This window comes from Mesorhizobium sp. B2-2-3, assembly GCF_006442405.1.
In the GTDB taxonomy this organism is placed as follows: Bacteria; Pseudomonadota; Alphaproteobacteria; order Rhizobiales; family Rhizobiaceae; genus Mesorhizobium.
Genome location: NZ_VFWC01000010.1, coordinates 153,837 through 178,864, shown reverse-complemented (window position 1 = coordinate 178,864; position 25,028 = coordinate 153,837). Strand labels below are relative to the sequence as shown.

General features: G+C 63.0%; 24 protein-coding genes. 12 read left to right on the top strand and 12 right to left on the bottom strand.

All coding sequences use genetic code 11. From position 1 onward, the window contains the following. Positions 1-70 precede the first annotated feature (70 nt). Positions 71-544 (bottom strand): tRNA (cytidine(34)-2'-O)-methyltransferase, encoded by a 474-nt coding sequence (locus FJ951_RS20010; RefSeq protein ID WP_140516924.1) that lies wholly within the window; start codon positions 542-544, stop codon positions 71-73. Positions 545-827: 283 nt separating this feature from the next. Here FJ951_RS20010 and FJ951_RS20005 point away from each other — a divergent pair, with 283 nt between their 5' ends. Genes FJ951_RS20005 through FJ951_RS19985 form a run of 5 tightly spaced genes read left to right on the top strand, consistent with a single transcriptional unit; the run spans position 828 to position 5,962 of the window. Then, positions 828-1,349 (top strand): hypothetical protein, encoded by a 522-nt coding sequence (locus FJ951_RS20005; RefSeq protein WP_181167235.1) that lies wholly within the window; start codon positions 828-830, stop codon positions 1,347-1,349. A 28-nt stretch (positions 1,350-1,377) separates the two neighbouring features. Next, positions 1,378-3,279: an ABC transporter ATP-binding protein gene (locus tag FJ951_RS20000; RefSeq protein ID WP_140516922.1), complete on the top strand. Its 1,902-nt coding sequence runs from the start codon at positions 1,378-1,380 to the stop codon at positions 3,277-3,279. 13 nt (positions 3,280-3,292) lie between these two features. Next, positions 3,293-5,176 carry an ABC transporter ATP-binding protein gene (locus FJ951_RS19995; protein WP_140496430.1) on the top strand — a complete coding sequence of 628 codons (1,884 nt, stop codon included), beginning with the start codon at positions 3,293-3,295 and terminating at the stop codon, positions 5,174-5,176. Between the two features lie 4 nt (positions 5,177-5,180). Next, complete coding sequence (locus FJ951_RS19990; protein ID WP_140516920.1) at positions 5,181-5,678, top strand: GNAT family N-acetyltransferase; 498 nt, start codon at positions 5,181-5,183, stop codon at positions 5,676-5,678. Then, entirely contained in the window at positions 5,675-5,962 is a 288-nt protein-coding gene (locus tag FJ951_RS19985) for a DUF6665 family protein (protein ID WP_246671757.1), read from the top strand. Before FJ951_RS19990 ends, FJ951_RS19985 begins: the two co-directional genes overlap by 4 nt. Here FJ951_RS19985 and FJ951_RS19980 read toward each other — a convergent pair. Beyond that, on the bottom strand, positions 5,943-6,827 hold the full coding sequence (locus FJ951_RS19980) for an alpha/beta hydrolase (RefSeq protein WP_140516916.1): 885 nt from the start codon (positions 6,825-6,827) through the stop codon (positions 5,943-5,945). The genes FJ951_RS19985 and FJ951_RS19980 overlap by 20 nt on opposite strands. A 146-nt stretch (positions 6,828-6,973) precedes the next feature. After that, a complete protein-coding gene (locus tag FJ951_RS19975) occupies positions 6,974-7,318 on the bottom strand; it encodes a cupin domain-containing protein (protein WP_140516914.1) in 345 nt (114 codons plus the stop codon). 311 nt (positions 7,319-7,629) lie between these two features. Here FJ951_RS19975 and petA point away from each other — a divergent pair, with 311 nt between their 5' ends. The 5 genes from petA to FJ951_RS19950 all read left to right on the top strand — a co-directional run bounded on the left by petA (position 7,630) and on the right by FJ951_RS19950 (position 12,478). Continuing rightward, positions 7,630-8,190, top strand: a complete 561-nt coding sequence (petA, locus tag FJ951_RS19970; protein WP_140496036.1) for a ubiquinol-cytochrome c reductase iron-sulfur subunit — start codon at positions 7,630-7,632, stop codon at positions 8,188-8,190. A gap of 16 nt (positions 8,191-8,206) precedes the next feature. Then, positions 8,207-9,508, top strand: a complete 1,302-nt coding sequence (locus FJ951_RS19965) for a cytochrome b N-terminal domain-containing protein (protein WP_140496035.1) — start codon at positions 8,207-8,209, stop codon at positions 9,506-9,508. Between the two features lie 27 nt (positions 9,509-9,535). Continuing rightward, positions 9,536-10,408 (top strand): cytochrome c1, encoded by an 873-nt coding sequence (locus FJ951_RS19960; protein ID WP_140516912.1) that lies wholly within the window; start codon positions 9,536-9,538, stop codon positions 10,406-10,408. Between the two features lie 186 nt (positions 10,409-10,594). Continuing rightward, complete coding sequence (locus FJ951_RS19955) at positions 10,595-11,740, top strand: alpha-hydroxy acid oxidase (RefSeq protein WP_140517004.1); 1,146 nt, start codon at positions 10,595-10,597, stop codon at positions 11,738-11,740. Positions 11,741-11,932: 192 nt separating this feature from the next. Next, entirely contained in the window at positions 11,933-12,478 is a 546-nt protein-coding gene (locus FJ951_RS19950; RefSeq protein WP_140496033.1) for an adenine phosphoribosyltransferase, read from the top strand. A gap of 44 nt (positions 12,479-12,522) precedes the next feature. On the opposite strand, the gene FJ951_RS19945 is transcribed toward FJ951_RS19950, so the two are convergent. The 4 genes from FJ951_RS19945 to FJ951_RS19930 all read right to left on the bottom strand — a co-directional run bounded on the left by FJ951_RS19945 (position 12,523) and on the right by FJ951_RS19930 (position 16,152). Further along, positions 12,523-12,984 (bottom strand): MaoC family dehydratase, encoded by a 462-nt coding sequence (locus tag FJ951_RS19945; protein WP_140516910.1) that lies wholly within the window; start codon positions 12,982-12,984, stop codon positions 12,523-12,525. After that, entirely contained in the window at positions 12,981-13,451 is a 471-nt protein-coding gene (locus tag FJ951_RS19940) for a MaoC family dehydratase (protein ID WP_140516908.1), read from the bottom strand. The genes FJ951_RS19945 and FJ951_RS19940 overlap by 4 nt, the downstream gene beginning before the upstream one ends. 124 nt (positions 13,452-13,575) lie before the next feature. After that, the gene (gene corA / locus FJ951_RS19935) at positions 13,576-14,550 is read right to left on the bottom strand and encodes a magnesium/cobalt transporter CorA (protein WP_140516906.1); all 975 of its coding nucleotides are present in this window, start codon (positions 14,548-14,550) and stop codon (positions 13,576-13,578) included. 267 nt (positions 14,551-14,817) lie between these two features. Then, positions 14,818-16,152: a solute carrier family 23 protein gene (locus tag FJ951_RS19930; RefSeq protein ID WP_140516904.1), complete on the bottom strand. Its 1,335-nt coding sequence runs from the start codon at positions 16,150-16,152 to the stop codon at positions 14,818-14,820. A gap of 134 nt (positions 16,153-16,286) precedes the next feature. On the opposite strand from FJ951_RS19930, the gene guaD reads away from it, so the two are divergent. Continuing rightward, on the top strand, positions 16,287-17,651 hold the full coding sequence (guaD, locus tag FJ951_RS19925; RefSeq protein ID WP_140516902.1) for a guanine deaminase: 1,365 nt from the start codon (positions 16,287-16,289) through the stop codon (positions 17,649-17,651). Between the two features lie 25 nt (positions 17,652-17,676). Here the strand turns inward: guaD and FJ951_RS19920 are convergent, their stop codons facing one another. From FJ951_RS19920 to FJ951_RS19900, 5 genes are all read right to left on the bottom strand, one after another. Then, complete coding sequence (locus FJ951_RS19920; protein ID WP_140517002.1) at positions 17,677-18,582, bottom strand: EamA family transporter; 906 nt, start codon at positions 18,580-18,582, stop codon at positions 17,677-17,679. Between the two features lie 143 nt (positions 18,583-18,725). After that, complete coding sequence (gene ychF, locus FJ951_RS19915; protein WP_140516900.1) at positions 18,726-19,829, bottom strand: redox-regulated ATPase YchF; 1,104 nt, start codon at positions 19,827-19,829, stop codon at positions 18,726-18,728. 95 nt (positions 19,830-19,924) lie between these two features. Next, positions 19,925-20,638 (bottom strand): aminoacyl-tRNA hydrolase, encoded by a 714-nt coding sequence (gene pth / locus FJ951_RS19910; protein WP_140496026.1) that lies wholly within the window; start codon positions 20,636-20,638, stop codon positions 19,925-19,927. 23 nt (positions 20,639-20,661) lie between these two features. Next, complete coding sequence (locus tag FJ951_RS19905) at positions 20,662-21,300, bottom strand: 50S ribosomal protein L25/general stress protein Ctc (protein WP_140496025.1); 639 nt, start codon at positions 21,298-21,300, stop codon at positions 20,662-20,664. Positions 21,301-21,679: 379 nt separating this feature from the next. After that, the gene (locus FJ951_RS19900) at positions 21,680-22,714 is read right to left on the bottom strand and encodes a class I SAM-dependent methyltransferase (RefSeq protein WP_140496024.1); all 1,035 of its coding nucleotides are present in this window, start codon (positions 22,712-22,714) and stop codon (positions 21,680-21,682) included. 321 nt (positions 22,715-23,035) lie between these two features. Between FJ951_RS19900 and FJ951_RS19895 the strand changes: the two genes are divergently transcribed. Next, positions 23,036-25,006: an EAL domain-containing protein gene (locus FJ951_RS19895; protein WP_140517000.1), complete on the top strand. Its 1,971-nt coding sequence runs from the start codon at positions 23,036-23,038 to the stop codon at positions 25,004-25,006. Positions 25,007-25,028: the final 22 nt, after the last annotated feature.

Below are 25,028 nucleotides of genomic sequence, written 5' to 3'. Positions count from 1 at the left end.
GATGTGCGCCTGGGTGAGGATGACGGGCGAGGGCCGTGTCGCGGGCGCCGGCGGGACCGTGGCCGCCGCTTCAGCGGATGGCATTCTGGCCCAGTTGTCGCGTGGCTTCGCCGGCCACCATGGCGGCGGAGAGGGCCACATTGATGCTGCGCGCGCCGGCCTGCATCGGGATCGTCAGCCGCGCGTCCGCCGCCTGATGGACCGGATCCGGCACGCCTGCGGATTCACGGCCGAACAAAAGGATATCGCCAGTGGCGAAGTTGAAGCTGGTGTATGGGGTCGCGGCCTTGGTCGACAGCAGCACCAGCCGGCGCGCGCGGGCCTTGCGCCACTCCTCGAAGGCGTGCCAGTCGACATGCCGGGTCAGGGCAGCCATTTCGAGGTAATCCATGCCGGCGCGCCTGAGCGCTTTATCGGAGAGCGGAAAGCCGGTCGGTTCGATGATGTCGACGCCGATCCCGAGGCAGGCGGCGAAGCGCAGGATTGTGCCGGTGTTGCCGGCGATGTCAGGCTGGTACAGGGCGATGCGGAGACGGTCGTTCATTTCCGCATCCTTCTATTAAGTGGCAAATCGGCCACAGCGGCTTCGCGGTTTTGGAAATTGCTGGACCTGCGGGTGGCCATTTTCTGCGAAGTCGGGTATACAGCGTACATTGTCAACCCGAACCGAAGGAGGGGTAATTCATGATGACCATGCACATCCAGCACCCTCTCCGTGGGCTTACATGCCCGCTGGCGGTTTCGGTACGACGGTTCTCCTGATCTCTTAGACGCTTCCGCACCGATTTCCGCCGAAACCATTCCCCGGTCTTCGAAGGAATCCTGCGATGTTTTTCAAGCTGCCGAAGGGGCCGATGGCCCCGCCCCAACGCGTCTCGACTGATCAGCCGCCGATCCCGCGGCAGGACGTCGAGCACCCTTTTTATCTCTATTTTCACACGGAGGACGGACCGATGTTCGATCCCTACAGAATACCGGGCTCGAGGAGCCTGCATATCCACCGGCTGCCGACCTGGGCGCTGCTGATCGGCGAAACCTATTCGTCGGCGGTCCACGCCGAGGTTCGCCGGCGTCCGCATCGCGGCATGCTGCCCGATGTCGATTTCTCGCGCGCGGTTCCCGACCCGAGCCGGCCCTCGTTGGTGCGCCGTATTATCCGGGCGATCCGGCCGGGCGCGAAGATTCGCCTTGTCGACACCGCACCGTCAGGATCAACAAAAGAGCCTGTCGGCGAAAAGCCCGCGAACCCCTATATAGCGCGAAGCAGGGCCGACGGTCCGGATGATTCCGGACCGTCGGCCCTCGGCGCCATGCGGTCCGAGGACTTCGTACGTTCACGCGCCGCGTGAGCGGAAACAGATTTCATGAGCATGACCTATGTTGTTGTTTAGCTGGTTTGAAAAAAGGCTCGATCCGTTCCCGGGCGCGGAGCCGGTCGAGCCGCCCAAGACGCTGGTTGCCTTCTGCCTACATTACACGCGCGGCGCATGGCCCTATATCCTGGTCGATGCGGTGCTGGTGGCGGCGATCGCCATCGCGGAAGTGTGGATGTTCGGCTTCCTCGGCCGCATCGTCGACTGGCTTTCGGCGCAGAACCGCGAAACCTTCCTGCAGACGGAGGGCTGGAAGCTCGCCAGCATGGCCTTCATCGTGCTGTTCGCGCTACCTGGCACGGTATGGCTGCATTCGCTGCTCAACCAGCAGACGCTGATGGGCAACTATCCCATGCGTATCCGCTGGCAGGTGCATCGCTATCTGCTCAAGCAGTCGATGAGCTTCTACCAGGACGAATTCGCCGGCCGCATCGCCACCAAGCTGATGCAGACGGCGCTCGCCGTGCGCGAATGCGTGATCAAGGTGATCGACGTCCTGAACTACGTCATCGTCTATTTCCTCGGCATGCTGCTCATCGTCGGCTCGGCCGACTGGCGGCTGGCCGCACCGCTCGGCGTGTGGATGGTCGGCTACATCCTTCTGCTGCGCTATTTCATTCCTCGGCTGGGCAAGGTCGGCGAGGAACAGGCCAATGCGCGCTCGGTCATGACCGGCCGCGTTGTCGACAGCTACTCCAACATCCAGACGGTCAAGCTGTTCAGCCATGCCCGCCGCGAGGCCTCCTTCGCCAAGGAGGGCATGATGGGCTTCCTCGACACGGTCTACCGGTCGATGCGGCTGGTGACGGTGCTGTTCGGCTCGCTCTACATCCTGAATGCGCTTCTCCTGTTCTCGGTTACCGCCATCTCGTTGTGGCTGTGGCTGGGCCAGGCGGTGACGATCGGCGCGGTCGCCGTGGTCATCGGCCTGGTTCTGCGGATGTGGGGCATGTCGCAGTGGATCATGTGGGAAATGTCGGGCCTGTTCGAGAATATCGGCACGGTGCAGGACGGCATCGCCTCGATTTCGCTGCCGCGCCTTGTCGAGGACAGGCCCGGTGCGAAGGAGATCACGGTCTCCAAAGGCGAGATACGCTTCGAGGACATCCGCTTCCACTATGGCAAGCAGAAGGGCGTCATCGAGAACCTGTCGCTGGCGGTGAAGCCGGGCGAGAAGGTTGGCATTGTCGGCCGCTCCGGCGCCGGCAAGTCGACGCTGGTCAATCTTCTGCTGCGGTTCTACGACCTCGAAGCCGGCCGTATCCTGATCGACGGCCAGGAGATCGCAGCGGTGAAACAGGATTCACTGCGCGCCCAGATCGGCATGGTCACGCAAGACACCTCGTTGCTGCATCGTTCGGTGCGCGAAAACATCCTCTATGGCCGGCCCGACGCCAGCGACGACATGCTTGTCGAGGCTGCGCGGCGCGCCGAGGCGCTGGACTTCATCGCCGGGCTTTCGGACCATAGCGGCCGCAAGGGATTCGACGCCTATGTCGGCGACCGCGGCGTCAAACTGTCCGGCGGCCAGCGGCAACGCATCGCCATCGCTCGCGTTATGTTGAAGGACGCGCCCATACTTATCCTTGACGAGGCGACGTCGGCGCTGGATTCCGAGGCGGAAGCGGCCATCCAGGAGAACCTCTACAAGCTCATGCAAGGCAAGACCGTCATCGCCATCGCCCACCGGCTGTCGACCATCGCGGCGATGGACAGGCTTGTGGTGATGGACCAGGGACGCGTCATCGAGGAAGGTTCGCACGAGGAATTGGTGGCCAAGGGCGGGCTCTACGCGCAGCTCTGGCAGCGCCAGTCGGGCGGTTTCCTGCTGGATGACGGCCCGATCGGTGCCGCAAGCGACGTTGTTGCCAATGACGTTGGCGCAAAGGGACAAGCCGCTGAATGATGGCCGCCGCCGCATGATGACAGCCGTCTATCGCTGGTTCGAGAACTGGGTCTATCCGTTCAGGGAGCCCACGAATCTTCGGCCGCCGTCCGGCGTCGCCGGTTTTCTCTGGCACTATGTCGGCCAGGCCAAGTTCGCCTTCTTCGCCATGCTGGTCATCGGCGGCATCGCGCCGCTGGTCGAGGCCGGGCTGTTCTACTTTGTCGGGCGGCTGGTCGACATCCTTGACCAGCTTCCCGGCGAACGCAGCTGGCATGCGCTGTGGACGGCCGCCGGGCCGGAACTTGTGTTCATGATCGTCGTGGTGCTGGTCGTCCGCACCATCGTCGTCGGCCTGTCGGCCCTGGTCGACGAGCAGACGATCACGCCTGGCTTCTACAACCTGGTGCGTTGGCAGGCGCACCGGCACGTGTCGCGCCAGTCCTACTCCTTCTTCCAGAACGATTTCGCCGGCCGCATCGCGACAAAAGTCTGGCAGGCTGGGCAAGCGACCGGCGACCTGATGGAAAGCTTCATCGAGGTCGTCTGGTTCATGATCGTCTATACGGTGACGACGCTGGCGCTGGTCGCGGGGCTCGATATCAGGCTCGCAGTGCTGGTGCTGATCTGGATCGCCGCCTTCGCCTGGCTGGCCAGGCTCTATCTGCCGGCAATCCGCAAACATGCCGAGGCGACCGCCGAGGCGGGGTCGATGATCACCGGCCGCATCGTCGATTCCTACTCCAACGTGCAGACGCTGAAACTGTTCTCCGCCGATGGCGACGACCGCTACATCAGGAGCGGCTTCGACATCTATCTCGACGCGTTGCGCCCGTTCACGCGCCGGCTGACCGGCGTGCGCATGGCGCTGACGACGCTGTCGGGCATCATGATCACGGCGATCGGCTGCTTTGCCGTCTATCTCTGGGTCGAGGGCTCGATCACCGTCGGGGCGGTCGCCTTCACGCTGTCGCTGGTGCTGCGGCTCAACATGCTGCTTGGCCGGCTGATGATGCAGCTCAACAGCATCCTGCGCAATCTCGGCGTGCTGGAGAATTCCAAGGCGCTGATCTCGCAGCCGCTCGGTCTGGTCGACGCACCCGACGCCCGGGAACTGGTCGTGGCCGGCGGGCGCATCGAGGTGAAGAATGTCGAGTTCCACTACGGCAAGGGGTTCGGCGTGCTCAACGGCATCGATCTCGTGGTGCGGCCGGGCGAGAAGGTCGGGCTGGTCGGGCCGTCCGGCGCCGGCAAGACCACGCTCGCCAACCTTATCCTGCGGCTGTACGAACTCGAAGGCGGAAAGATCGCCATCGACGGCCAGGATGTCTCGCAGGTGACGCAAAATTCGCTGCGCGCCAATATCGGCGTCGTCAGTCAGGACACAGCGCTTTTCCACCGTTCGCTGCGCGACAATATCAAACTCGGCATGCCCGACGCCACCGACGCGCAGGTGATCGCGGCGGCCAGGAAAGCTGAGGCGCATGATTTCATCCTGACCTTGCGCGACAATCGCGACCGACAGGGCTACGAGGCCTATGTGGGCGAGCGCGGCGTCAAACTGTCGGGCGGCCAGCGCCAGCGCGTGGCGATCGCGCGTGTCTTCCTCAAGGATGCACCGATCCTGATATTGGACGAGGCGACCTCGGCACTCGATTCCGACATCGAGGCGGCGATCCAGGAAAACCTGACGCGGCTGATGGAAGGCAAGACGGTCATAGCCATCGCCCACCGGCTGTCGACGATCGCCGCGCTTGACCGCCTCGTCGTGCTCGACGGCGGCCGCATTGTCGAACAAGGCACGCATGATGAACTGGTGGCGCTCGACGGGCTCTACGCGCGGCTGTGGAAGCGTCAGTCCGGCGGCTTCCTCTATCATGAGGAAGCCGTGCTGGAAGAGACGCGGCCGGCGGAGTAGCGGCATGGGCGTGACGCATGAGACCGACTATCTGCTGAAACGGCTGCGGCCGACGACACCGGCCTTCGATGCGCTGATGGAAGAGAGCCGGCGGGAAGGCTACTGGATGCTGGTGCGGCTTCGCGACGGCTGGACAAGCGGCCGCAACAAGTTCCTGAAACACGGCGAGGCACTGTTCGGAGCATGGCACGGCGGCGAACTCGCCGGCGTGTGCGGGCTGAACATCGATCCCTATTTCGAGGGCAGGAACCATGGCCGGGTCCGGCATCTGTTCGTCGGCGCGCGCCATCGGCGCACCGGCCTTGGCCGCATGCTGGTTGAGACCGTTGTCGACAGGGCACGCCACTATTTCACCGTGCTCAACACCCGTGCGCCGCAGGAAGCCTTCGGCTTCTATGAGCGGCTTGGCTTCGCGCCGGTGGCGGGCGAAGAATTCGTCACGCACCGGATGATTTTCGCGAAAAGGAGGCTGAAACGTCCCTGCGTCCGCCGTCCCGTCTGACCAATGCCTCTGCCGCCGAAGCCGCCTTCGACGCGCTCGGCCATGAAGTCCTCGCCGAGAAGGCGGCGGCACTCGGCCGCGCCGGACAACGCGTCGAAGAAACGCTGGCCCGGCTGCGCAACAATGGCGACGAGCAGTTGCGTCCCCGGCTGCTCAAGGAGGCGGCGGTGGCGGTGCATGGCTACTTCATCCAGCGCGAACTGTGCGGCCTTCGGAAGCACGATGCCGTCATCCGCGAATACAACATTCCGAAGGCCGTGCTGGTCAGGCTTGGCGCGATGTAAGGCTGGCGCTTGCTGCACCGATCTCTCTGTGGAATCTCGCCAGGCGGGCGGCGAGCGCCTCCGGGTTCTCATCGGCGATGAAGTGCCCGCTGTCGGCAATGATGTCGCCCTCGATATTCGAAAGCCCGGCGGCCCTGAGGCCCTCGACATAGTCGCCGACATCGCCGGACTCGGCCGAGCCCCTGAGATACAGCACCGGAATCGCTGTCGGCGTCGCGGGCCGCGCGGCATTGGCTTTGGCATCTTCGGGGAAGGCGCGATACCAATCGAAACCGGCCTGGAGGCTTTCAGGCCGGGAATAGGCTCTCGCATAGATTTCCCTGGCCTGCGCCGGGATCGATGTCCGATCCTTCGAAAGCACATTGAAGAAGAAGTCGAAATAGGTGCTTTGGTGGCCGCTCACCAGCGTTTCCGGCAGCGCCGGGACGGCATGGAAGGCAAAGTGCCAGATCCGCGGATTGCGAATGACCTCTTCCCATGGCGCGACACCCGGAACAGCGACATCCATGATCGCCGCGCCGGAAAGGATCTCGGGATGGTCGCGCAGCAGGGCGAACACGATCTGGCCGCCGACATCATGACCGGCCGCCAAGAGGTGCCGCAGCCCGCAGGCCTCGGCAACGCCTCTCATCAGCCTCGCCAGAGTTCTCTTGTCGCCGGCCTCAGGCATGCCTTGCGAGCCGCCGATGCACGGCAGGTCAGGTGCGACGACACGGTACTCGGCAGCCAGCCGGCCGATCACCCCTTCGAACGCATAGGAGCTTTGCGGCCAGCCGTGCAGCAGCAGGAATGCAGGCGCTTCAGCCGGGCCCGCCTCGCGGATCGCTATGCTAAGCCCTTCGATTTCGATGTTCGAGGTTTGCATGTCCTGACCCTGCCGGCTGCCTATGCCATAGATCTAGGCGGCGATCGGAAGACCGACAGGGCTGGATTGTTTGACCCGTTTGCGGACGGAAACCGTTTCATACTTTTCCAGGAATTGCGCTTTTCCAGGAATCACCTGATCCTGGATCACTCCAGCCACTGGGTAATGAAAGTGCCGTTCTCGTGGATGTCGGTCGTCTCCAGCGGGCCGGGGCCGAGATTGGTGAATTTGTGCGGCGTGCCGGGCGGCACGATGACGATCTGGCCGGCGGAGGCCTCGATCTCCTCACCGCCGACCGTGAACAGGCCGATGCCCTGGCGGATGACGAAGATCTCGGCGTAGGGATGGGAATGCAGGCGCGGTCCGCCGCCGGTCTCCGGCAGATAGTTGAAGATCAAGCAGGAGTTGGAACCGTAGGGGGCACATTGCAACTCGCCCTTCCAGCGGTCGGGGCGAACAGCCCATTCCTCGCGGTCTATGACATGCGCCATGGGGGCAGGATAGACCCCCCGGAGCCAGGTGTCGAGGCGAAGCTGGCCCCTGGATTCGCTACTGTTTCCCGGCTGTTTGGCGGTGTTTCACAGCCATTCGCCGTCTTGTCGCGCGGTGCCGGATTTCGTCCCCGCGACAATCTGCCCTTGTGCCTTCACCCGTCTGGACAAAAACGGGCTTCACGCATAAACCGAAGTCCAAATGCCGGAGGAATTCGCTAGCCTGTTCGCCATGCGCTGTCGGGTTGGCGTGAATGAGCGGGGAACAAGGCTCGCCACCGGCACGGAAGAGGCGAAAGGATCAGGCACCCGTGAGCGCAACCGACACCCAGGATCCCAACCGTCGAGATTTTCTCTACGTCGCCACCGGCATGGCCGCCGTGGTCGGCGCGGGCGCCGTCGCGTGGCCGTTCATCGACCAGATGCGCCCCGATGCCTCGACGCTGGCGCTCGCCTCGGTCGAGGTCGACGTCTCCTCGCTGACGCCGGGCATGTCGCTGATCGTCAAGTGGCGCGGCAAGCCGGTCGTGGTGCGCAACCGCACCGAAAAGGAGATGAAGGACGGCGAGGCCGTCAATCTCGCCGATCTCAAGGATCCGATCGCCCGCAACGCCAACCTGCCGGCCGACGCGCCGGCGACCGACGCCAACCGCACCACGCCCGGCAAGGAAGCCTGGATGGTGATGGTTCAGGTCTGCACGCATCTGGGCTGCATTCCGCTCGGCCAGGAAGGCGATTTCGGCGGCTGGTTCTGCCCGTGCCACGGTTCGCAATACGATACCGCCGGCCGCATCCGCAAAGGCCCGGCGCCCGAGAACATGGCTGTGCCGGTATTCAAGTTCATTTCCGATACCAAGATCCTTATCGGTTGAGGCAGGGGATATTTCGATGAGCGAGGGACACTCGACCTATACGCCCAAGACCGGTATCGAGCGCTGGTTCGATGCGCGCATGCCTCTGCCGCGGCTGATCTATGACAGCTTCGTCGCCTATCCGGTGCCGCGCAACCTCAACTATGCCTGGACCTTCGGCGGCATCCTGTCGATCATGCTGGTGGCGCAGATCCTGACCGGGATCGTGCTGGCCATGCACTACACGTCCGACACCAATCTCGCTTTCGATTCAGTCGAAAAGATCATGCGCGACGTGAATTCCGGCTGGCTGCTGCGCTACATGCATGCCAACGGCGCGTCGTTCTTCTTCGTCGCGGTTTACATCCATATCTTCCGCGGCCTCTATTACGGCTCCTACAAGGCGCCGCGCGAGCTGCTGTGGATCCTCGGCTGCATCATCTACCTCCTGATGATGGCGACCGGCTTCATGGGCTACGTGCTGCCGTGGGGCCAGATGAGTTTCTGGGGCGCCACCGTCATCACCGGCTTCTTCAGCGCCATTCCACTGGTCGGCGACTGGATCCAGCAGCTTCTGCTCGGCGGTTTCGCGGTCGACAATCCGACCCTCAATCGCTTCTTCGCGCTGCATTACCTGCTGCCGTTCATGATCGCCGGCGTGGTCGTGCTGCACATCTGGGCGCTACACGTGGTGGGCCAGTCGAACCCGACCGGCATCGAGGTGAAGTCGAAGACCGACACCGTCGCCTTCACCCCTTACGCGACCATCAAGGACGCGTTCGGCATGATCGTGTTCCTGTTCTTCTTCGCCTATTTCGTCTTCTACCTGCCGAACTATCTCGGCCACCCCGACAACTACACGGTCGCCAACCCGCTGAAGACGCCGGCCCACATCGTTCCGGAATGGTACTTCCTGCCGTTCTACGCGATCCTGCGCGCCATCACCTTCAACATCGGGCCGATCAACTCCAAGCTCGGCGGCGTGCTGTGCATGTTCGGCGCCATCGCCATGCTGTTCCTGGTGCCGTGGCTCGACACCTCCAAGGTGCGCTCGGCGGTCTACCGGCCCTGGTACAAGCTGTTCTTCTGGCTGTTCGTGGCCGATGCCATCCTGCTTGGCTGGCTGGGCTCGCAGCCGGCAGAAGGCAGCTACGTGTTCATGGCGCAGATGGCGACGCTGTTCTACTTCGCCTTCTTCCTGATCATCATGCCGGTGCTCGGTCTGATCGAGACGCCACGCAGGCTGCCGAACTCGATCACCGAGGCGGTGCTCGAGAAGAACAAGGGCGGCAGCGGGCATCCGGCGGGCGCCACGGCCGCACCTGAGACCAAGGGCTGAGCGGTAGAGAATCTAAGGGGATTTGGCATGAAAAAGATTCTCACCTCGTTTGCGCTGATCGGCCTTGTGGCCGCCGGCCTTGGGGCTACGGGCACCTGGGCGACCGCGGCCGAAGAGGCGCATAACGCGGCGGCGCCGACGCATTTCCCGATCAACGAACCGAAGGAAATGGACTGGAGCTTCACCGGCCCGTTCGGCACCTACGACAAGGCGCAGCTGCAGCGCGGCCTCAAGGTCTACAAGGAAGTCTGCTCGGCCTGCCATTCGATGAACCTGGTGGCATTCCGCACGCTTTCGGACCTCGGCTATTCCGACGCACAGATCAAGACGCTGGCGGCCGAGTACACCATCCATGACGGCCCCAACGACGCCGGCGACATGTTCGACCGTCCCGGCAAGCCGTCCGACCATTTCCCGGCGCCGTTCGCCAATGAGGAAGCCGCGGCAGCCTCGAATGGCGGCGCAGCCCCGCCCGACATGTCGCTGCTGGCCAAGGCGCGCGGCGTGGAGCGCGGCTTTCCGCAGTTCGTCTTCGACATCTTCACCCAGTATGATGCCGGCGGCCCTGACTACATCCACTCGCTGCTGACCGGCTACGACCAGACGCCTCCGGCTGGAATGGTCATCCCGGAAGGCACGCACTACAATCCGTACTTCATGTCCGGCGTGTCGCTGAAGATGCCCAAGCCGCTTTCCGACGGCCAGGTGACTTATGACGACGGCGCGCCGCAGACCGTCGACCAGTACTCCCGCGACGTCGCCGCTTTCCTGGCGTGGGCGGCTGAGCCGCATATGGAAGCCCGCAAGAAAACCGGCTTCCGGGTGCTGGTGTTCCTGCTCCTGTTCGGCGCACTGGTCTACATGACCAAGCGCAAGGTTTGGGAAGCAGTCGCGCACTAAGCCGCGCGGCCGGAGATTGAAGAAAGGGCGCCCGCGAAGCGCCCTTTTTGCTTGCCGAAGAGGCTGGCGCGTGAGGTGATCGCTTTGTTGTCGAACAAGCCGGCTGGCAGCGCGGCAGGCGATTGCTATTCGACGCCCCGACGGCGGCGAAAGCTTTGCCGCCTATAGGGCGTTTGGGGTTCCATGATGCGGCTCAGCGACTGCCACAACTTCTCCGATTTCCGCCGCATGGCGCAGCGGCGGCTGCCGGGGCCGATCTTCAACTACATCGACGGCGCGGCGGACGACGAGATCACCTATCGCCGCAACACCGAGAGCTTCGAAACCTGCGATCTCGTTCCCAACGTGCTGCGCGGGGTGAACGAGATCGACATGTCGGTGACCGTCATGGGCCAGAAGCTGGCGATGCCGTTCTACTGTTCGCCGACCGCTCTCCAGCGGCTGTTCCACCATCAGGGCGAACGGGCGGTCGCCAGGGCCGCTGCAAAATACGGCACCATGTTCGGAGTTTCCTCGCTCGGCACGGTCAGCCTCGAGGAAGTCCGAAAAATCAGCAGCGGCCCGCAGGTCTATCAGTTCTACTTCCATCGCGATCGCGGCCTCAACCGGGCGATGATGCAGCGGGCACGGGAGATCGGCGTCGAAGTGATGATGCTGACCGTCGACAGCATCACCGGGGGAAACCGCGAGCGCGACAAGCGCACCGGTTTTGCGATTCCCTTCAAGCTCAACCTGGCGGGAATGGCGCAGTTCGCGATGAAGCCTGCCTGGGCGATCAACTATTTCACGCATGAGGCGTTCAAGCTGCCGCAGCTGGACGAGCATATCGACATGGGCGGCGGCACGATGTCGATCAGCCGCTACTTCACCGAAATGCTCGATCCGTCGATGACGTGGGACGACGTCGCCGAGATGGTGAGGCTTTGGCCGGGACCGTTCTGCCTCAAGGGCGTCATGTCGGTGGAGGATGCCAGACGCGCCGTCGAGATCGGCTGCAAGGGCATCGTGCTGTCGAACCATGGCGGCCGGCAACTGGACGGTTCGCGCGCGGCTTTCGACCAGCTCGCCGAGATCGTCGATGCGGTCGGCGACCAGATCGACGTCCTCATGGATGGCGGCGTGCAGCGCGGCACGCATGTGCTAAAGGCGCTGTCGCTCGGCGCCAAGGCCGTCGGCGTCGGACGCTACTATCTGTTTCCGCTGGCGGCGGCGGGCCAGCCTGGCGTCGAACGCGCACTCGAACAGATGCGCATCGAGATCGAACGCGGCATGAAGCTGATGGGGTGCAGCTCGATCGAACAGTTGACCCGCCGGAATTTGCGTTTTCGGTAGATGGCCATTGCTTCGATGCGAAAGATCGCAGCGCAGGCAGAGGCAAGCCCTTGGACCTATATGCTCCTTTCGCCGGATGCGCTTGTCTCGGCCGCCACATCGCGCTAGCCGTTGTCGGTCGCGCCGGGTTAGGATTTGGCGCTGCGCCATTTCACGCCTTTCCGCCGAAACTGGACCACCCGGAGCCGCCTCATGAAACCTTCGCTCGAAGACACGCTGCTGGCGGCCATCCGCACCATTCCGGACTATCCCAAGCCCGGCATATTGTTCCGCGACATCACCACGCTGCTTGGCAATGCGCGCGCTTTCCGCCGCGCCATCGATGAGCTGGTGCATCCCTATGCCGGCGAGAAGATCGACAAGATCGCCGGCATCGAAGCGCGCGGCTTCATCCTCGGCGGCGCCGTCGCCCATCAGCTCTCCGCCGGTTTCGTGCCGATCCGCAAGAAAGGCAAGCTGCCTTATGAGACAGTGCGCGTCGCCTACAGCCTGGAATACGGGCTGGACGAGATGGAGATGCACAAGGACGGCGTGTCGCCGGGCGAGAAAGTGATCCTGGTCGACGATCTGATCGCCACCGGCGGCACGGCGGAGGCGGCGGTGAATCTCCTGCGCCAGATCGGCGCCGATATCCTTGCCGCCTGCTTCGTCATCGACTTGCCGGATCTCGGCGGCCGCGCCAAGCTGGAAGCGCTCGGCGTGCCGGTGCGGACGCTGATCGGGTTCGAGGGGCATTGAGAGAACAGTTCTTCCTTCTCCCCCTGGGGAGAAGGAAGAGGCGCCTACTCCACCTTGACCAGCACGGCGCTCTCGAACTCCAGTACCTTGTCGCCGGTCGAATCGAAGGCTTCCGAGCGCAAGGTCAGCACCCGCCAGCCCGGACGTGAGGCGATCGGGCGGTGGGAAAGGGCGGTGCGGGTGAAGGTCACGGTCTGCCCGGCATAGACCGGCTTCAGCCATTTCAGGTTCTTGAAGCCAGGCGAGGGGCCGAATTCGGGCGTCGGGCCAGGGCCGGTCCACTCGGCGTCCATGCGGGTTTCGAGGTTGAGCTTCATCCAGGTGGCGGCGGTATGCCAGCCGGACGCACACAGCCCGCCCAGCACGCTCTTCTTCGCGGCATCCTCATCGACGTGGAAGACCTGGGGGTCGTATTTGCGGGCGAAGGCCTTGATCGCCTCGGCTTCGAACGTATGCGAGCCCAGCGTGACGGTGGTGCCGACGCGGAAGAATTCGTCCAGCATCATGCAAGGCTCCCTGCGGCATTGCGCGTGAGGAACATGACGGAATTCTCGAGCTCGAAGACGCTTTCGCCGCGTTGGTTGAGCAGTTCGCTGCGCATGGTCACGAAGCCGAGCTGCGGCTTCGATTTCGAAGGACGCTTGGCCAGGACGACGAGGCTGCCCTTGAGCGTGTCGCCGGCCAGCACCGGCTTCTTCCATTTGACCTGATCGACGCCGGGTGCGCCCTGGCAGGTCGAGTCCAGCAGGAAGGCATCGCATAGCATGCGCATGAACATGGCGCAGGTATGCCAGCCCGAGGCCGAGAGGCCGCCCAGGATGCTTGCCTTGCCGGCCTCCTCGTCGAGATGCATCGGCTGGGCATCGAATTCGCTGGCGAACTCGATGATCTCGGCCGCGCTCACCTGTTTGGTGCCGAGGTCGAACGAGGCTCCTTCAACGAAGTCCTCATAGGCCCATGTCTTTCCAGTCATGGCGTGGAATCCGGTTGCAGAACGTGCGATCCACATGGATCGGCAAACCCGGATGCAGGCCGGACGGCGTTTGGTCAAGCCCTTTCTGGTGAGCCAGCCGCGGGCGCCCGGCCGGCCGTTGCGATCATAACCAGCCGCGGCGGCGGAAATACCAGAAGGGCAGGATCGCCGACAGAACCATCATGGCGATCGCGAACGGATAGCCGAGCTCCCATTTGAGCTCGGGGATGACGTCGAAATTCATGCCGTAGATCGAGGCGACCAGCGTTGGCGGCAGGAAGATGACGGCGGCGACCGAGAAGATCTTGATGATGGCGTTCTGCTCGATCGAGATCATGCCGAGCGTGGCGTCGAGCAGGAAGGAGATCTTCTGCGACAGGAAGGTGGCGTGGTCGGCAAGAGAAAGCACGTCGCGCGACAAGGTCTTGATGCGGGCGCGGACATCCTTGCTCATCTTGGCCTGGGTCGCGACATGGGCGAGGAAGCCGGCCAGCCGCTGCAAGGAGATCAGGCTGTCGCGCACGGAGGAAGCGATGTCCTCCTTGCGGCCGATGCCCTTCAAGAGTTCCTGGAAATCACGGTTGCGCTTCGACACCTTGGTCGATCGCGCCTCGAAAATGTCGCGCGAGATCGCTTCGACGTCACGGCCGGCGCGCTCGAGGATGTCGGCGAGCCGGTCGACGATCGCTTCCAACAGGCCGATCAGGATGGTGTCGCCGCTGGTGCAGCCGGTCGCTACCTTCTCGGCGCGCAAGGGGAAGGTCTTGAACGCTTTCGGTTCGTGATAGCGCACGGTGACCAGCCTGTTGCCGGCGAGTGCGAAGGTGACCGGCGAGATCAGGGGATCGTCGACGTCGGTCTGGGCGGGCAAGGTGGCGGTCATGAAGTAGGCGCCGTCCTCGATATAGAGGCGGCTGGAAATCTCGATCTCCTCCATCTCCTCGCGGGTCGGAATGGCGATGCCGAGCCAATTCTCGATTGTTGCCTCTTCGTCCTTGGTCGGATTGAAGAGATCGGCCCAGACGACCTTGTCGCCATTGGCCAGGAGATCGTCCGTGAGACGCAGGCGATCATTGTCCACGACGAAAGCCTTGATCATCGCCAGATCTCCCTGCCGGAAAGCGCGTTCGGATTGCTGCGTCGTATCGGATCGCACTAGCCTTCGTGCGCCGAGCCTGTGCCCGCCGCTTAGACTTGCGGCATGACAAAATCAAGACAAGCCGGACTTGGGGCCGACACCAGGGGCGCTCAGAAAATTCGTCGAGCAGCCGGCAGCATGAAAGCTTCGACGGGTCGGGTCATCGACCGCGCTTCGGGCTTATCGTGGAGAGCTGGCCGGACCCGCGGGGGCCGGCCTGCGAATCCCCTATCGGGCGCTCGGCAGGATCTGGTGCAGCACGATGGCCCAGACGGCGCCAAAGGCGATGGACGAGCCCAGAATGTACTGCACGATATCGGGAAGCGTCTTGACGAAATCCGGCGGCGCAAGCGTAGCAAACAGGGCCATCAGGATCGGCAGGCCGACGACCAGCATGTTCCTTTCCGTCAGCGGCGTGCCGCGCACGACGCGGAACCCGTTCATGGCGATGACGACGCAGAGCACGCCGAACACGCCGCCGATGACCGGGCCCGGGATCGAGGCGATCACCGCCGACAGTTTGCCGATCAGTCCGAACAGGACCAGGAAGATGCCTGCCGCGGCGAAGGCGGCGCGGCTGGCGATACCGGTGATGGCGATGATGCCGGCATTCGACGAATAGCCGGTGACCGGCGTGCTGCAAAGCAGTGCGCTGACCAGGCAGCCGAGGCCTTCGCCGGTGGCGCCCCTGTCGAGCTGTTCGTTCGACAGGGGCTTGTCGATGACGGCGCCGACCGCGAACCAGGTGCCGGTGGTTTCGGCGAGGACCACGATATAGACGATGAGCATCGTGAGCGTCGCCGAGAGCGAGAACGTCACGTCAAGATTGAGGAAGGCGATGCGCGGCATCGAAAACCAGGTCGCCTCGGAGACCGCTCCCATGTTGAGTTGGCTCATGGAGGCGGCGGCCACGCAGCCGGCCACAAGTGCGATGATTACGGAGAGCAGGCGCAGCCAGGCGCCCTTTGCGCCGAGTGCCATGCCGGTCAGCATGCAGCCGACGAGCACCGCCGCCGCAACAAAGGCAAGGATGATATTGCCGCCGACGGTGGCCGTGCCGTGGACCGCGAACACGCTTTCGCGGAGTGCGACCGGCATCAGCGCGATGCCGACGACGATGATGATGGCGCCGCCGACGATGGGCGGAACAAAGCGGTCCACCAAGCGATGGAAGATTCCCGTGGGCGAACCGAGCAGCATGACCAGTATGGCGCCGGGAATGAGCGCTCCGATCACCGCGGAAAGACCGGCAATGCCGCCGCCGGCGCCGAAGGCGATAGCCAGCACCGCGCCGATCGGCACAAAAGACGGCCCCTGCACCACCGGCAGGCGCATCAGAAGCTGCGACTGGATCAGGGTGGCGATGCCCGCCGCGACGAAGGCCGACTGGATGAAGGCGCCGGCATCGCCCGCGCTGAAGGCCAGGACCGATGCGATGATGAACGGCACGATGTAAACATCCATCGCCAGCACGTGCTGGAGGCCGAGCAGGGCGGCCTTGCCCAGTGGCAGCGGATCGTCCGGCTGAGCAATCAAAGTGATTTCCGGTGCAGTGCGTTCCATGATGTCCCCTCTGGAATTTCCCGGCCGATCATGGGATCAGTCGGCGCCAAAGGACAGCGGCGCAAAGGTTTGCCAACTGTTTTCTTGCGCGCATGCAATAACGGCCACACGCGCCAGCGCAACCGGAGCGATCCATGACAAGAGAGGCCTTCACGCTGCTTGGCACCGCCTTCCACACGCCGGAGCGCGGCCGGCTGGAGGTGCTGAAGGACCATCTGTTCAGCATCGATGCACAGGGACGGATCGCGGAGATTCTCGCACCCGGCCATCCCGAATACGCGGCGAGGAAGACCGATGCCCGCCAGGCGGGCAGGCTGGTGGAGCTCGGCGAAGGCCAGTTCCTGCTGCCCGGCCTGATCGACCTGCACATCCACGCGCCGCAATGGCCCCAAATGGGCAAGGCACTGGACGTGCCGCTCGAGGTCTGGCTGCAAAAATATACGTTTCCGCTCGAGGCGCGCTATGCCGACACCGGCTACGCCCGCGAGGTCTATGCCGACCTGGTCGACAATCTTCTCGCCAACGGCACCACCACGGCGCTCTATTTTGCCACCGTCCATGTCGAGGCCAGCTTGGCGCTTGCCGAGATATGCCTCGAAAAGGGCCAGCGCGCTTTGGTCGGCAAGGTGGCGATGGACGATCCCGAGCAGTGCCCGTCTTTCTATCGCGATGCCGACGCGGCAAGCGCCATTTCCGACACCAGACGCTTCATCGAGGCGGTCAGATCCTTGGATACCGGCGAAAGACCGCTGGTCCGGCCGGTGATCACGCCGCGCTTCATCCCAAGCTGCACGGATGCGGCGCTGCAAGGCCTGGGCGAACTCGCAACGGAATTTAGCTGCCACGTGCAGACACATTGCTCGGAGAGCGATTGGGCAAGGCAATTCGTCGAGACGCGCTTTGGCTGCGCCGACGCGGCGAGCCTCGACGGTTTTGGCCTGCTGACGCGCCACACCATCCTGGCGCATTCGAACTTCATCGACGGGCGGGATATGGACCTCATCAAGGGGAAGGGGGCTGGGGTCGCGCATTGCCCGCTGTCCAACTTCTATTTCGCCAATGCGGTGTTTCCGCTGCGCGACGCGCTTGACCGGCACATGCATGTCGGGCTCGGGACGGACATTTCCGGCGGCTACAGCCCGTCGCTCTTCGACGGCTGCCGGCATGCGCTGTCAGCCTCGAGGACGCTGCAGAGCGGTGTCCATGCCGGCCTGGACGCAGCGCAGCGCGGCGCGCCCGGCGCGCCGATCACGCATCAGGAGGCGTTCTGGCTGGCCACCGCCGGCGGTGCCGAAGCGCTCGACCTGCCGACGGGCAGCTTTCGCGTCGGCCATGAATTCGACGCGCTGCTGATCGACACGACGGCGAAGGCCTCGAACATTCATGTCAGCATGGCGGACGACACGCTCGACGATGTCTTCCAGAAGATCGTGCTCAACGCGGCACGCGCCAACATCGCTGCTGTCTGGGTGAGTGGACGGGCGGTGGTGGGGCAGTAGCCACGTCGCAGTCTCAGATCGGGCCCTATGCGCGCGATGGTTCCTCGGTAAGAGGTTGTTTTTGCGACTTCAGCAACATGTCCTTGGCGGCGATCACCGCGCCGACCGTGATCAGGACGCAAGCGAGCGCAACAGACCAGTGAAAGATACCGAATCCGGCCAGCAGCAGCACGATCACCGAGAACAGCGGCGCGGCATAGGAAAGCGCGCCCAGGATCATGATGTCTCCATGCTTGCAGCCATAGTCCCATGCGTAGAAGCCGGCGCCGAGCGGTATCACGCCTAGAATGACGATAGCGCTCCATTGCGTCATTGTCTGCGGCCAGACAGTGATCTCGAGCGCGAGATGGAGAGTGAAGGCCACGGCCGCGGTGATCAGGCAGTACACCGCCACCACATCGGTCGGCACCTGGCCGAAACGGCGCGACAGGACGGAATAACCGGACCAGACGAAGGCGCAGAACAGGGCAATGACGTGGCCCGGCTTCACGCCGTCAGCAAGGCCCACGCTGCCGCCTTTGGTGATGACGACGATGGCACCCGCCAGGCCGAGCATCACACCGGCTATGTGGTGAGACCTCAGCCGCTCTCCCGGCAGGAAAGCGGCGAAGACGACGATCAGCAATGGCCAGAGATAAGCAATCAGGCTCACCTCGACCGGCGGGGCGGACTGGATGGCGAAAAAGTACGCGCAGTGATAGATGCACAGCCCTGCCGTGCCGATTGCCCAGACCTGCCATGGCTGCCGCAGCGACTTGAGCGCCGACGGGCGGACAATCCAGCTGGCCGCCCCGACTGAGCCTCCCAGCAGAAACGTCATTGCCGCCAATTGAAAGGGCGGGATCGGCCCCGCGGCGGTCGAAAGCAGCGCGAGGAACGACCAGGTCAGAATGGCCGAGAAACCGATCAGGGTCGGGATGGTCCTTTTCATATGGTCCCCTTCCGCGTTCACTGAGCCAATAGCGGAAAGGCCTAGCGAGGGCAGCCCGTGCACGGCCTTACCCTGTCGGGAATGCGACCCGGCCTGGTCTGTTCACGCTCCGGTCTGTGGTCCCTGCGGAGATGACCGAAGGATCACGTATTAAACTTGAACAGCATGATGTCGCCGTCCTGGACGACATACTCCTTGCCTTCGTCGCGCGCCTTGCCGGCTTCCTTGGCCGCTACTTCGCCGCCCAGCGTGACGAAATCATTGTAGGCGATGGTCTGGGCGCGGATGAAGCCGCGCTCGAAATCGGTGTGGATGACGCCGGCGGCCTGCGGCGCCTTGGCGCCCTTGTGCACAGTCCAGGCGCGCGTCTCCTTCGGCCCGACGGTGAAATAGGTGATGAGCTGCAACAATTCGTAGCCGGCGCGGATCACCTTGTTCAGGCCGGGCTCGTCGAGGCCGAGCGAGGACAGGAATTCCATCTCTTCCTCGTCGGAGAGCTGCGCAACCTCGGCTTCGATCGCGGCCGAAATAACGACGGTGCGTGCGCCCTGCGCGGCGGCCATCTGCTCCACGGCCCTGGTGTGCTCGTTGCCGGTGGCCGCGTCAGTCTCGGCGACGTTGCAGACGTAGAGCACGGGATGCGAGGTCAGAAGGTTCAAGCCTTGCAGAATGCGCAGGTCTTCCGCCGAGATGCCGTTGAGCAGGATGCGGGTCGGCTTGCCTGCCTGCAGAAGCTCAAGCGCTGCCTCCATCATCGGCAGCACGGTCAAGGCTTCCTTGTCCTTGCCGGACGCGCGCTTGCGGAATTGCGCGATGCGGCGTTCGAGGCTCTCGAGGTCGGCGAGCATCAGCTCGGTCTCGACCGTCTCGGCGTCGGCGACCGGGTCGATGCGGCCCTCGACATGGGTGATGTCGTCATCCTCGAAGCAGCGCAGCACATGCACGATGGCATCGACCTCGCGGATGTTGGCGAGGAACTGGTTGCCCAGGCCTTCGCCCTTCGAGGCGCCGCGCACCAGGCCGGCGATGTCGACAAAGGAGATGCGGGTCGGGATGATCTCCTTCGACTTGCCGATCGCGGCGATCTTCTGCAGGCGCGGATCGGGCACCGCCACCTCGCCGGTGTTCGGTTCGATGGTGCAGAACGGGTAGTTGGCGGCCTGCGCGGCGGCCGTCCTCGTCAGCGCGTTGAAAAGCGTCGACTTGCCGACATTGGGCAAGCCAACGATGCCGCATTTGAAACCCATTTTGTCCGGTCCTATCGGGAATTTGAGATTTGGTGAGGGCTATGGGCGATAGGGGTGATGAACGTCAAGCCCTGTAACGCCGTATGGACCCGAGCTCAGTCCTTGTTGCCGAACAGCTTCTTCAGCATGGCGGCCATCGGGCCGCTCTCCGGCAGCTTGGCGGGCGCCTGTTGCGGCCGTGCCTGGCGGATGTGGCTTTGCTGCTTGGGCGCCGGCTTTTCCGGTTCCACGCCGGCCTTGCCCTGAAGGGCGAGGGCGGCCTTGTTCATGAAGCCGGATTCGTCGCCCTTGACGATCATCGCCGCGTTGTCGGCGACCGCGTCGAGCAGCGGGTCCAGCCAGTCGCGGTCGGTCTTGCCGAAATCGCCGAGTACATGATGCTGCACCATCTCCTTGACGCCGGGATGGCCGACACCGATGCGCACACGCCGATACGCGTTGCCGACATGGCCGTCGATCGAGCGGATGCCGTTGTGGCCGCCGGCGCCGCCGCCGGTCTTGATGCGCAGCTTACCTTCGGCAAGGTCGATCTCGTCGTAGAAGACGGTCAGCGCCCCGGGGCCGAGCTTGTAGAAGCGCAGCGCTTCGCCGACCGACTGGCCGGACAGGTTCATGAAGGTCTGCGGCTTGATCAGGATGATCTTTTCACCGCCGAGCGTGCCCTCGGCGATCAATCCCTGGAATTTCTTAGACCAGGGCGAAAAGGAGTGGCGGCGGGCGATCGCGTCCACCGCCATGAAGCCGACATTGTGCCGGTTGGCGGCATATTTCGCGCCCGGATTGCCGAGGCCTGCAAAGACAAGCGGCATCGTCAGCTCCGGGCGTGAAAAAGTTACTTCTCTTCGGCGGCGGGAGCCGCCTCAGGTGCAGCCTCGACCGTCTCTTCCGTCTCCGGCTTCATCGCCGACGAACCGGCGACGGTCGCGATGGTGAAGTCGCGGTCGGAGATGACGGGCTTGACGCCGGCCGGCAGCTTGACCGACGAGATATGGATCGAATCGCCTATGTCGGCGCCGGTGAGATCGACGGTAATGAATTCCGGGATCGCATTGGCCGGGCAGTGGAACTCGACCTCGTGACGCACGATGTTGAGCACGCCGCCGCGCTTGATGCCGGGCGACTTGTCCTCGTTGATGAAGTGGACAGGCACGTCGACATTGACCTCGGTGTCCTTGCCGATGCGCAAGAAGTCGACATGGACAGGGAAATCCTTGACGGGGTCGAGTTGGAAGTCCTTCGGCAGGACCTGGATCTTCTTGCCGTCGACATCGATCGTGGCGATCGTGGTCAGGAACCCGCCGCCGTGGATCTTGTAGTAGATGTCCTTGTAGGTGAGAGCGATCGCCAGGGGAGGCTGCTTGTCACCGTAAATTACTGCAGGCACTTTACCGTTGCGGCGAACTGCACGGGCGGACCCCTTACCGACCTGTTCGCGCGCTTCGGCCTTGAGCTCGTAAGTATCGTGGCTCATGGCACTTCCTTTCGCGTTGTTCTGGAGCGTTTGCGGTTGGCAATGGGCCTGGACCGTAAACGTCGAAAGCCGCCGGGTGAGGCGGCCTTCCGCCGCGTTGCCTCCAAGGGTGTCTACGCGGGTGGCGGCTCTATAGCGGAAGGCGGCCGGAGGTGCAAGCCAAAGGCAGTCATCCAAAGGCAATGGTCCGGGACGGGACGCCTCGCCCGGCCGAAAGCGCTCGAGGCTTCACGCCGGCGCCGGTCCAAGGTTGTCACTGGAGCGGTTCAGCGTCGATAGGATCGCCGACCCGCTCCAGTTCTTTGTCTTAGGCAATTGCCCGGGAAGGCGCTACGCACTTTCTCCGGGAAAACCGCTGCACATTTTTCCTGGAATTGCCCTATCCGCGCTTTTCGATGACGCCATACAGCACGTTGCGGTTTTCGCCAAAGAACACCTGCGCCTCGACGGTGTTGCGGTCGACGCTGGCATTGATGATGTTCCACATGTCGGCCTCGGAGCGCAGCAGCAACACCCAGTCCATGAACGTTTCCCTATAGCCGGCGTCGGGATTGCCCTCGGCGTAGTTGGCAAAAAGGAACCTGCCGTTCGGCTTCAGCATCTGCAGGCAAGTCTTCGTGAGTTTCACGGCGACGTTGTGCTGGAGGTAGTCGTAAAGACCGGAGGCGTAGATGAGGTCGAACTTGCCCAGCTTGTGGCCCCTGGTGAGCACAGTCCGCACCGAGCCGTCGACGGCCTCGACCGCGGTGCCCTGGAAGTCTCGCGCGATCAATCCAACGCTCTGGGGATCCTGATCGAGCGCAACCCAACGCTTGAGGCGGCCCTCAGCCAAGGCGGTCGAACGATTGGCCTCGCGCAAATGACCGGCGGCGATCGCCAGGACCTCGGCTTGCGGTCCGCTCTTGTCCGCCGTCTCGTCGACATACCGGGTCAAGAGATCGCGCCGTTCCCGCGCCGCCACGCAGGACGGTACGTCCTTGGTATGGCTGTAGAGTGCCTTCCCTGTGTCCGAGGCGCTCGCCACGCTTTCGGCCACGTGCGGATCACAATAGATGTAGTCAAGCAACTGCGCGTCGCCGGAATAGCCCCTGGGCTTGGTGAATGACCACCGGGTGAGCGGGTCCTGGAGAAAGTAGTCAAGGATCGGATGGTTCTGCGCCACCGGGATCAACGACTGCCAAACGTCGGGGTGAACCTTGGCCCGCAGGGCGTTAAGATAGGACAGCAGGCGACGAACGATCTCGGCAGGGTCTTTCTCTTCCTCGACCTGCTGGTGTGTCGCATGGAGAATGAGCGCGAGTTCCGCGCGGGCGGTTTCGAACGCCTCGCCGTGATGCTCCGGCTTTCTTCGAGGAAAACTGCCGGCAATCATCTCGGCAGTAATCAGGCTTTTGCCATCAAAGACACTTTGCACTCGAGCACTCCATAGTTAACAGTCAGTTAACTTATTGCGTACAATGCTCGATTTGCCAATGTCGTCCCGAACGCATTTTAACGGTATGCTTAATTTCCCGCCAACCATGTTCGCGCGTTAAAACCTGCCGCATTGGATTCCCGGCCTGAATTAACCGAAATTTGTTTCGCGCCGTTGCATTGTCGTGCGAGGTGCGCAGTCGCCGTCGCGTCCAAGGAGTTGGCCCGCGTGGGGGCAGAAGCCAAAAAAGAACTTGGAACGCAAAATCCCCTTCAACCAGGATTTGTCGAGAGCGAACGCGTGTCATCCAGACTGGCCGACATGGCGCATGTAGAGCCGTACGAAGCCCGCTACGAGCCGGGGCCCGACGAGCTCCGCGTCCTTTACCGAAGGGAAGCCCAGGCGAAGCGAAGACTGGAAGCCCGGCCTGGGCTTTGGATCGCCGTGGCCATCTATCTCCTGTTTTCGGCAACGGATCTGCTGCTGATCCCGGACGTGGCGGCCTATACGATCATGGCGCGCTTCGCCGTCGGCGTGACCGCACTGTCGATCCTGGAGGCGCAACTTCGCCGGGGAGTGGCCACGGAATGGCTCGACGTGACTTGCGCCGGGGCCATCATTTTCGGCTATATCGGCTGGTTGTTCCCGGCCTTTATGAGCGCGGACAAGGAAAGCGTCGCCTACTATATGGTATTCGGCACCATCTTCATGATGAGTGCAAATCTATTCTTCACATTCAGTTTCAATCTATCGATCGTGACATCAACCATCATCATGTGTGTCTTGTATGCCGTGAATTATTTTGTGCCCGCCACGGTAACATACAAGATGGTATTTGGCGCCTTCTACGTTTCGTGTTTCACATTCACGTCCTATGTGAACTGGAAGCTGAACGAGGAGCGCTACAACGTCTTCCTGAACGCGCTGGAAGCCAAAATCCAGCACAAGGAAGCCACCGAACGCGGCAAGGCCCTGCTGCGGCTGTCGCGGACCGATCCGCTTACGGGTCTGGAGAATCGACGGGCGATCGATGAAAAGCTCAGGGACTACTGGGGGGAGTGGCAAAGGGTCGGTACCAGTTTCGTGGCGATGCTCATCGACGTGGACTTCTTCAAGAAGTTCAATGACTGCTACGGCCACCAGGAAGGCGACCGTTGCCTTATCCATGTCGCCAATGCCCTCCGGGATATGATCAGGGAATACAATGGCTCGATCGGCCGCTACGGCGGTGAAGAATTCATCGTCCTGGCCCGCATGGAGAACAAGGATCAGATCATAGATATCGCGGAAGCCATTTGCCGCACCGTCGAGAACCTGGCGCTTACCCACGAATTGCGGCGCGACGGTATCTCGGTTGTGACGGTAAGCGTTGGCGCTGCATTCACCAGGACGCAGACCGGTGCCAAGCTGGAGAAGATCATCCACGAGGCCGATCGCGCACTCTATCTGGCAAAGGCAGGCGGTCGAAACTGTGCCCGGCTGTTCGACCCAACCGATCCCCAGAGCAGCGACGAGAGCGAGAACATTGCGGCTTTGCTGAAGATCGCGATCGGCCAGGATCTCGTTTCACTCGTTTATCAACCTATCCAGGATGTCGCGACGGACCGGGTTGAAGCGGTGGAGGCCCTGATGCGCCTCAAAATGCTGGACGGCACATCGGTTCCGCCGAGCCTGTTCATTCCCGTAGCGGAGCGAACCGGCGCCATCCTGGAACTCGGGCGCTGGGCCATCAGGACTGTTTGCGCCGAGCTCCTGGCGCACGATCATGTGCGCGTCGTCAGCGTCAACGTCTCTCCGATTCAGCTCAAGACCCCCGGCTTCGCGGCGTCGGTCGCGACCATCCTGGGCGAGACCGGCGTAACCGGCAACAGGCTGGCCTTCGAGATCACCGAGGGGCTGGAGATGGAGATGCACTCGGACATTCTTCGCTGCATCAGCGACCTGAAGCTGCTGGGGATCAAGATCTGGCTTGATGATTTCGGCACCGGCTTCGCTGGCCTCTCGTGGCTTCGCCTGATCGATTTCGATACGGTGAAGATCGACCGCTCCTTCCTTCACGACTGCGCCACCCCGAACGGCAAGGCAATGCTCCAGGACATTGTCGCCCTGGTCCGAAACCGCGGCCACAAAATCCTGGTCGAAGGGGTGGAAACGGACGAGCAGATGGCTCTCATGCGCGAATTCGGCATCGACAAGGTCCAGGGTTTTCATGTCGGCCGTCCCGCTCCGGCCGGGAGTTTCCAGGTTAAACGGACCGTCAAGCGCCCATTCACCGTGCTGAAATCCGCCTGATCAGTCTTGGCTCAGGTCCCGC

Excerpts from the sequence above, each read along its gene's own strand:
- FJ951_RS20000 (WP_140516922.1), top strand. The coding sequence starts at position 1,378 with ATGTTGTTGTTTAGCTGGTTTGAAAAAAGGCTCGATCCGTTCCCGGGC.
- FJ951_RS19920 (WP_140517002.1), bottom strand. The coding sequence starts at position 18,582 with ATGAAAAGGACCATCCCGACCCTGATCGGTTTCTCGGCCATTCTGACC.
- FJ951_RS19955 (WP_140517004.1), top strand. The coding sequence starts at position 10,595 with ATGCGGCTCAGCGACTGCCACAACTTCTCCGATTTCCGCCGCATGGCG.
- pth (WP_140496026.1), bottom strand. The coding sequence starts at position 20,638 with ATGCCGCTTGTCTTTGCAGGCCTCGGCAATCCGGGCGCGAAATATGCC.
- FJ951_RS19980 (WP_140516916.1), bottom strand. The coding sequence starts at position 6,827 with ATGCAAACCTCGAACATCGAAATCGAAGGGCTTAGCATAGCGATCCGC.
- FJ951_RS19940 (WP_140516908.1), bottom strand. The coding sequence starts at position 13,451 with ATGACTGGAAAGACATGGGCCTATGAGGACTTCGTTGAAGGAGCCTCG.
- corA (WP_140516906.1), bottom strand. The coding sequence starts at position 14,550 with ATGATCAAGGCTTTCGTCGTGGACAATGATCGCCTGCGTCTCACGGAC.
- FJ951_RS19945 (WP_140516910.1), bottom strand. The coding sequence starts at position 12,984 with ATGATGCTGGACGAATTCTTCCGCGTCGGCACCACCGTCACGCTGGGC.
- FJ951_RS20005 (WP_181167235.1), top strand. The coding sequence starts at position 828 with ATGTTTTTCAAGCTGCCGAAGGGGCCGATGGCCCCGCCCCAACGCGTC.
- FJ951_RS19950 (WP_140496033.1), top strand. The coding sequence starts at position 11,933 with ATGAAACCTTCGCTCGAAGACACGCTGCTGGCGGCCATCCGCACCATT.
- FJ951_RS20010 (WP_140516924.1), bottom strand. The coding sequence starts at position 544 with ATGAACGACCGTCTCCGCATCGCCCTGTACCAGCCTGACATCGCCGGC.
- FJ951_RS19990 (WP_140516920.1), top strand. The coding sequence starts at position 5,181 with ATGGGCGTGACGCATGAGACCGACTATCTGCTGAAACGGCTGCGGCCG.
- FJ951_RS19975 (WP_140516914.1), bottom strand. The coding sequence starts at position 7,318 with ATGGCGCATGTCATAGACCGCGAGGAATGGGCTGTTCGCCCCGACCGC.
- FJ951_RS19930 (WP_140516904.1), bottom strand. The coding sequence starts at position 16,152 with ATGGAACGCACTGCACCGGAAATCACTTTGATTGCTCAGCCGGACGAT.
- FJ951_RS19905 (WP_140496025.1), bottom strand. The coding sequence starts at position 21,300 with ATGAGCCACGATACTTACGAGCTCAAGGCCGAAGCGCGCGAACAGGTC.
- FJ951_RS19995 (WP_140496430.1), top strand. The coding sequence starts at position 3,293 with ATGATGACAGCCGTCTATCGCTGGTTCGAGAACTGGGTCTATCCGTTC.
- guaD (WP_140516902.1), top strand. The coding sequence starts at position 16,287 with ATGACAAGAGAGGCCTTCACGCTGCTTGGCACCGCCTTCCACACGCCG.
- FJ951_RS19960 (WP_140516912.1), top strand. The coding sequence starts at position 9,536 with ATGAAAAAGATTCTCACCTCGTTTGCGCTGATCGGCCTTGTGGCCGCC.
- FJ951_RS19965 (WP_140496035.1), top strand. The coding sequence starts at position 8,207 with ATGAGCGAGGGACACTCGACCTATACGCCCAAGACCGGTATCGAGCGC.
- FJ951_RS19895 (WP_140517000.1), top strand. The coding sequence starts at position 23,036 with ATGGCGCATGTAGAGCCGTACGAAGCCCGCTACGAGCCGGGGCCCGAC.
- ychF (WP_140516900.1), bottom strand. The coding sequence starts at position 19,829 with ATGGGTTTCAAATGCGGCATCGTTGGCTTGCCCAATGTCGGCAAGTCG.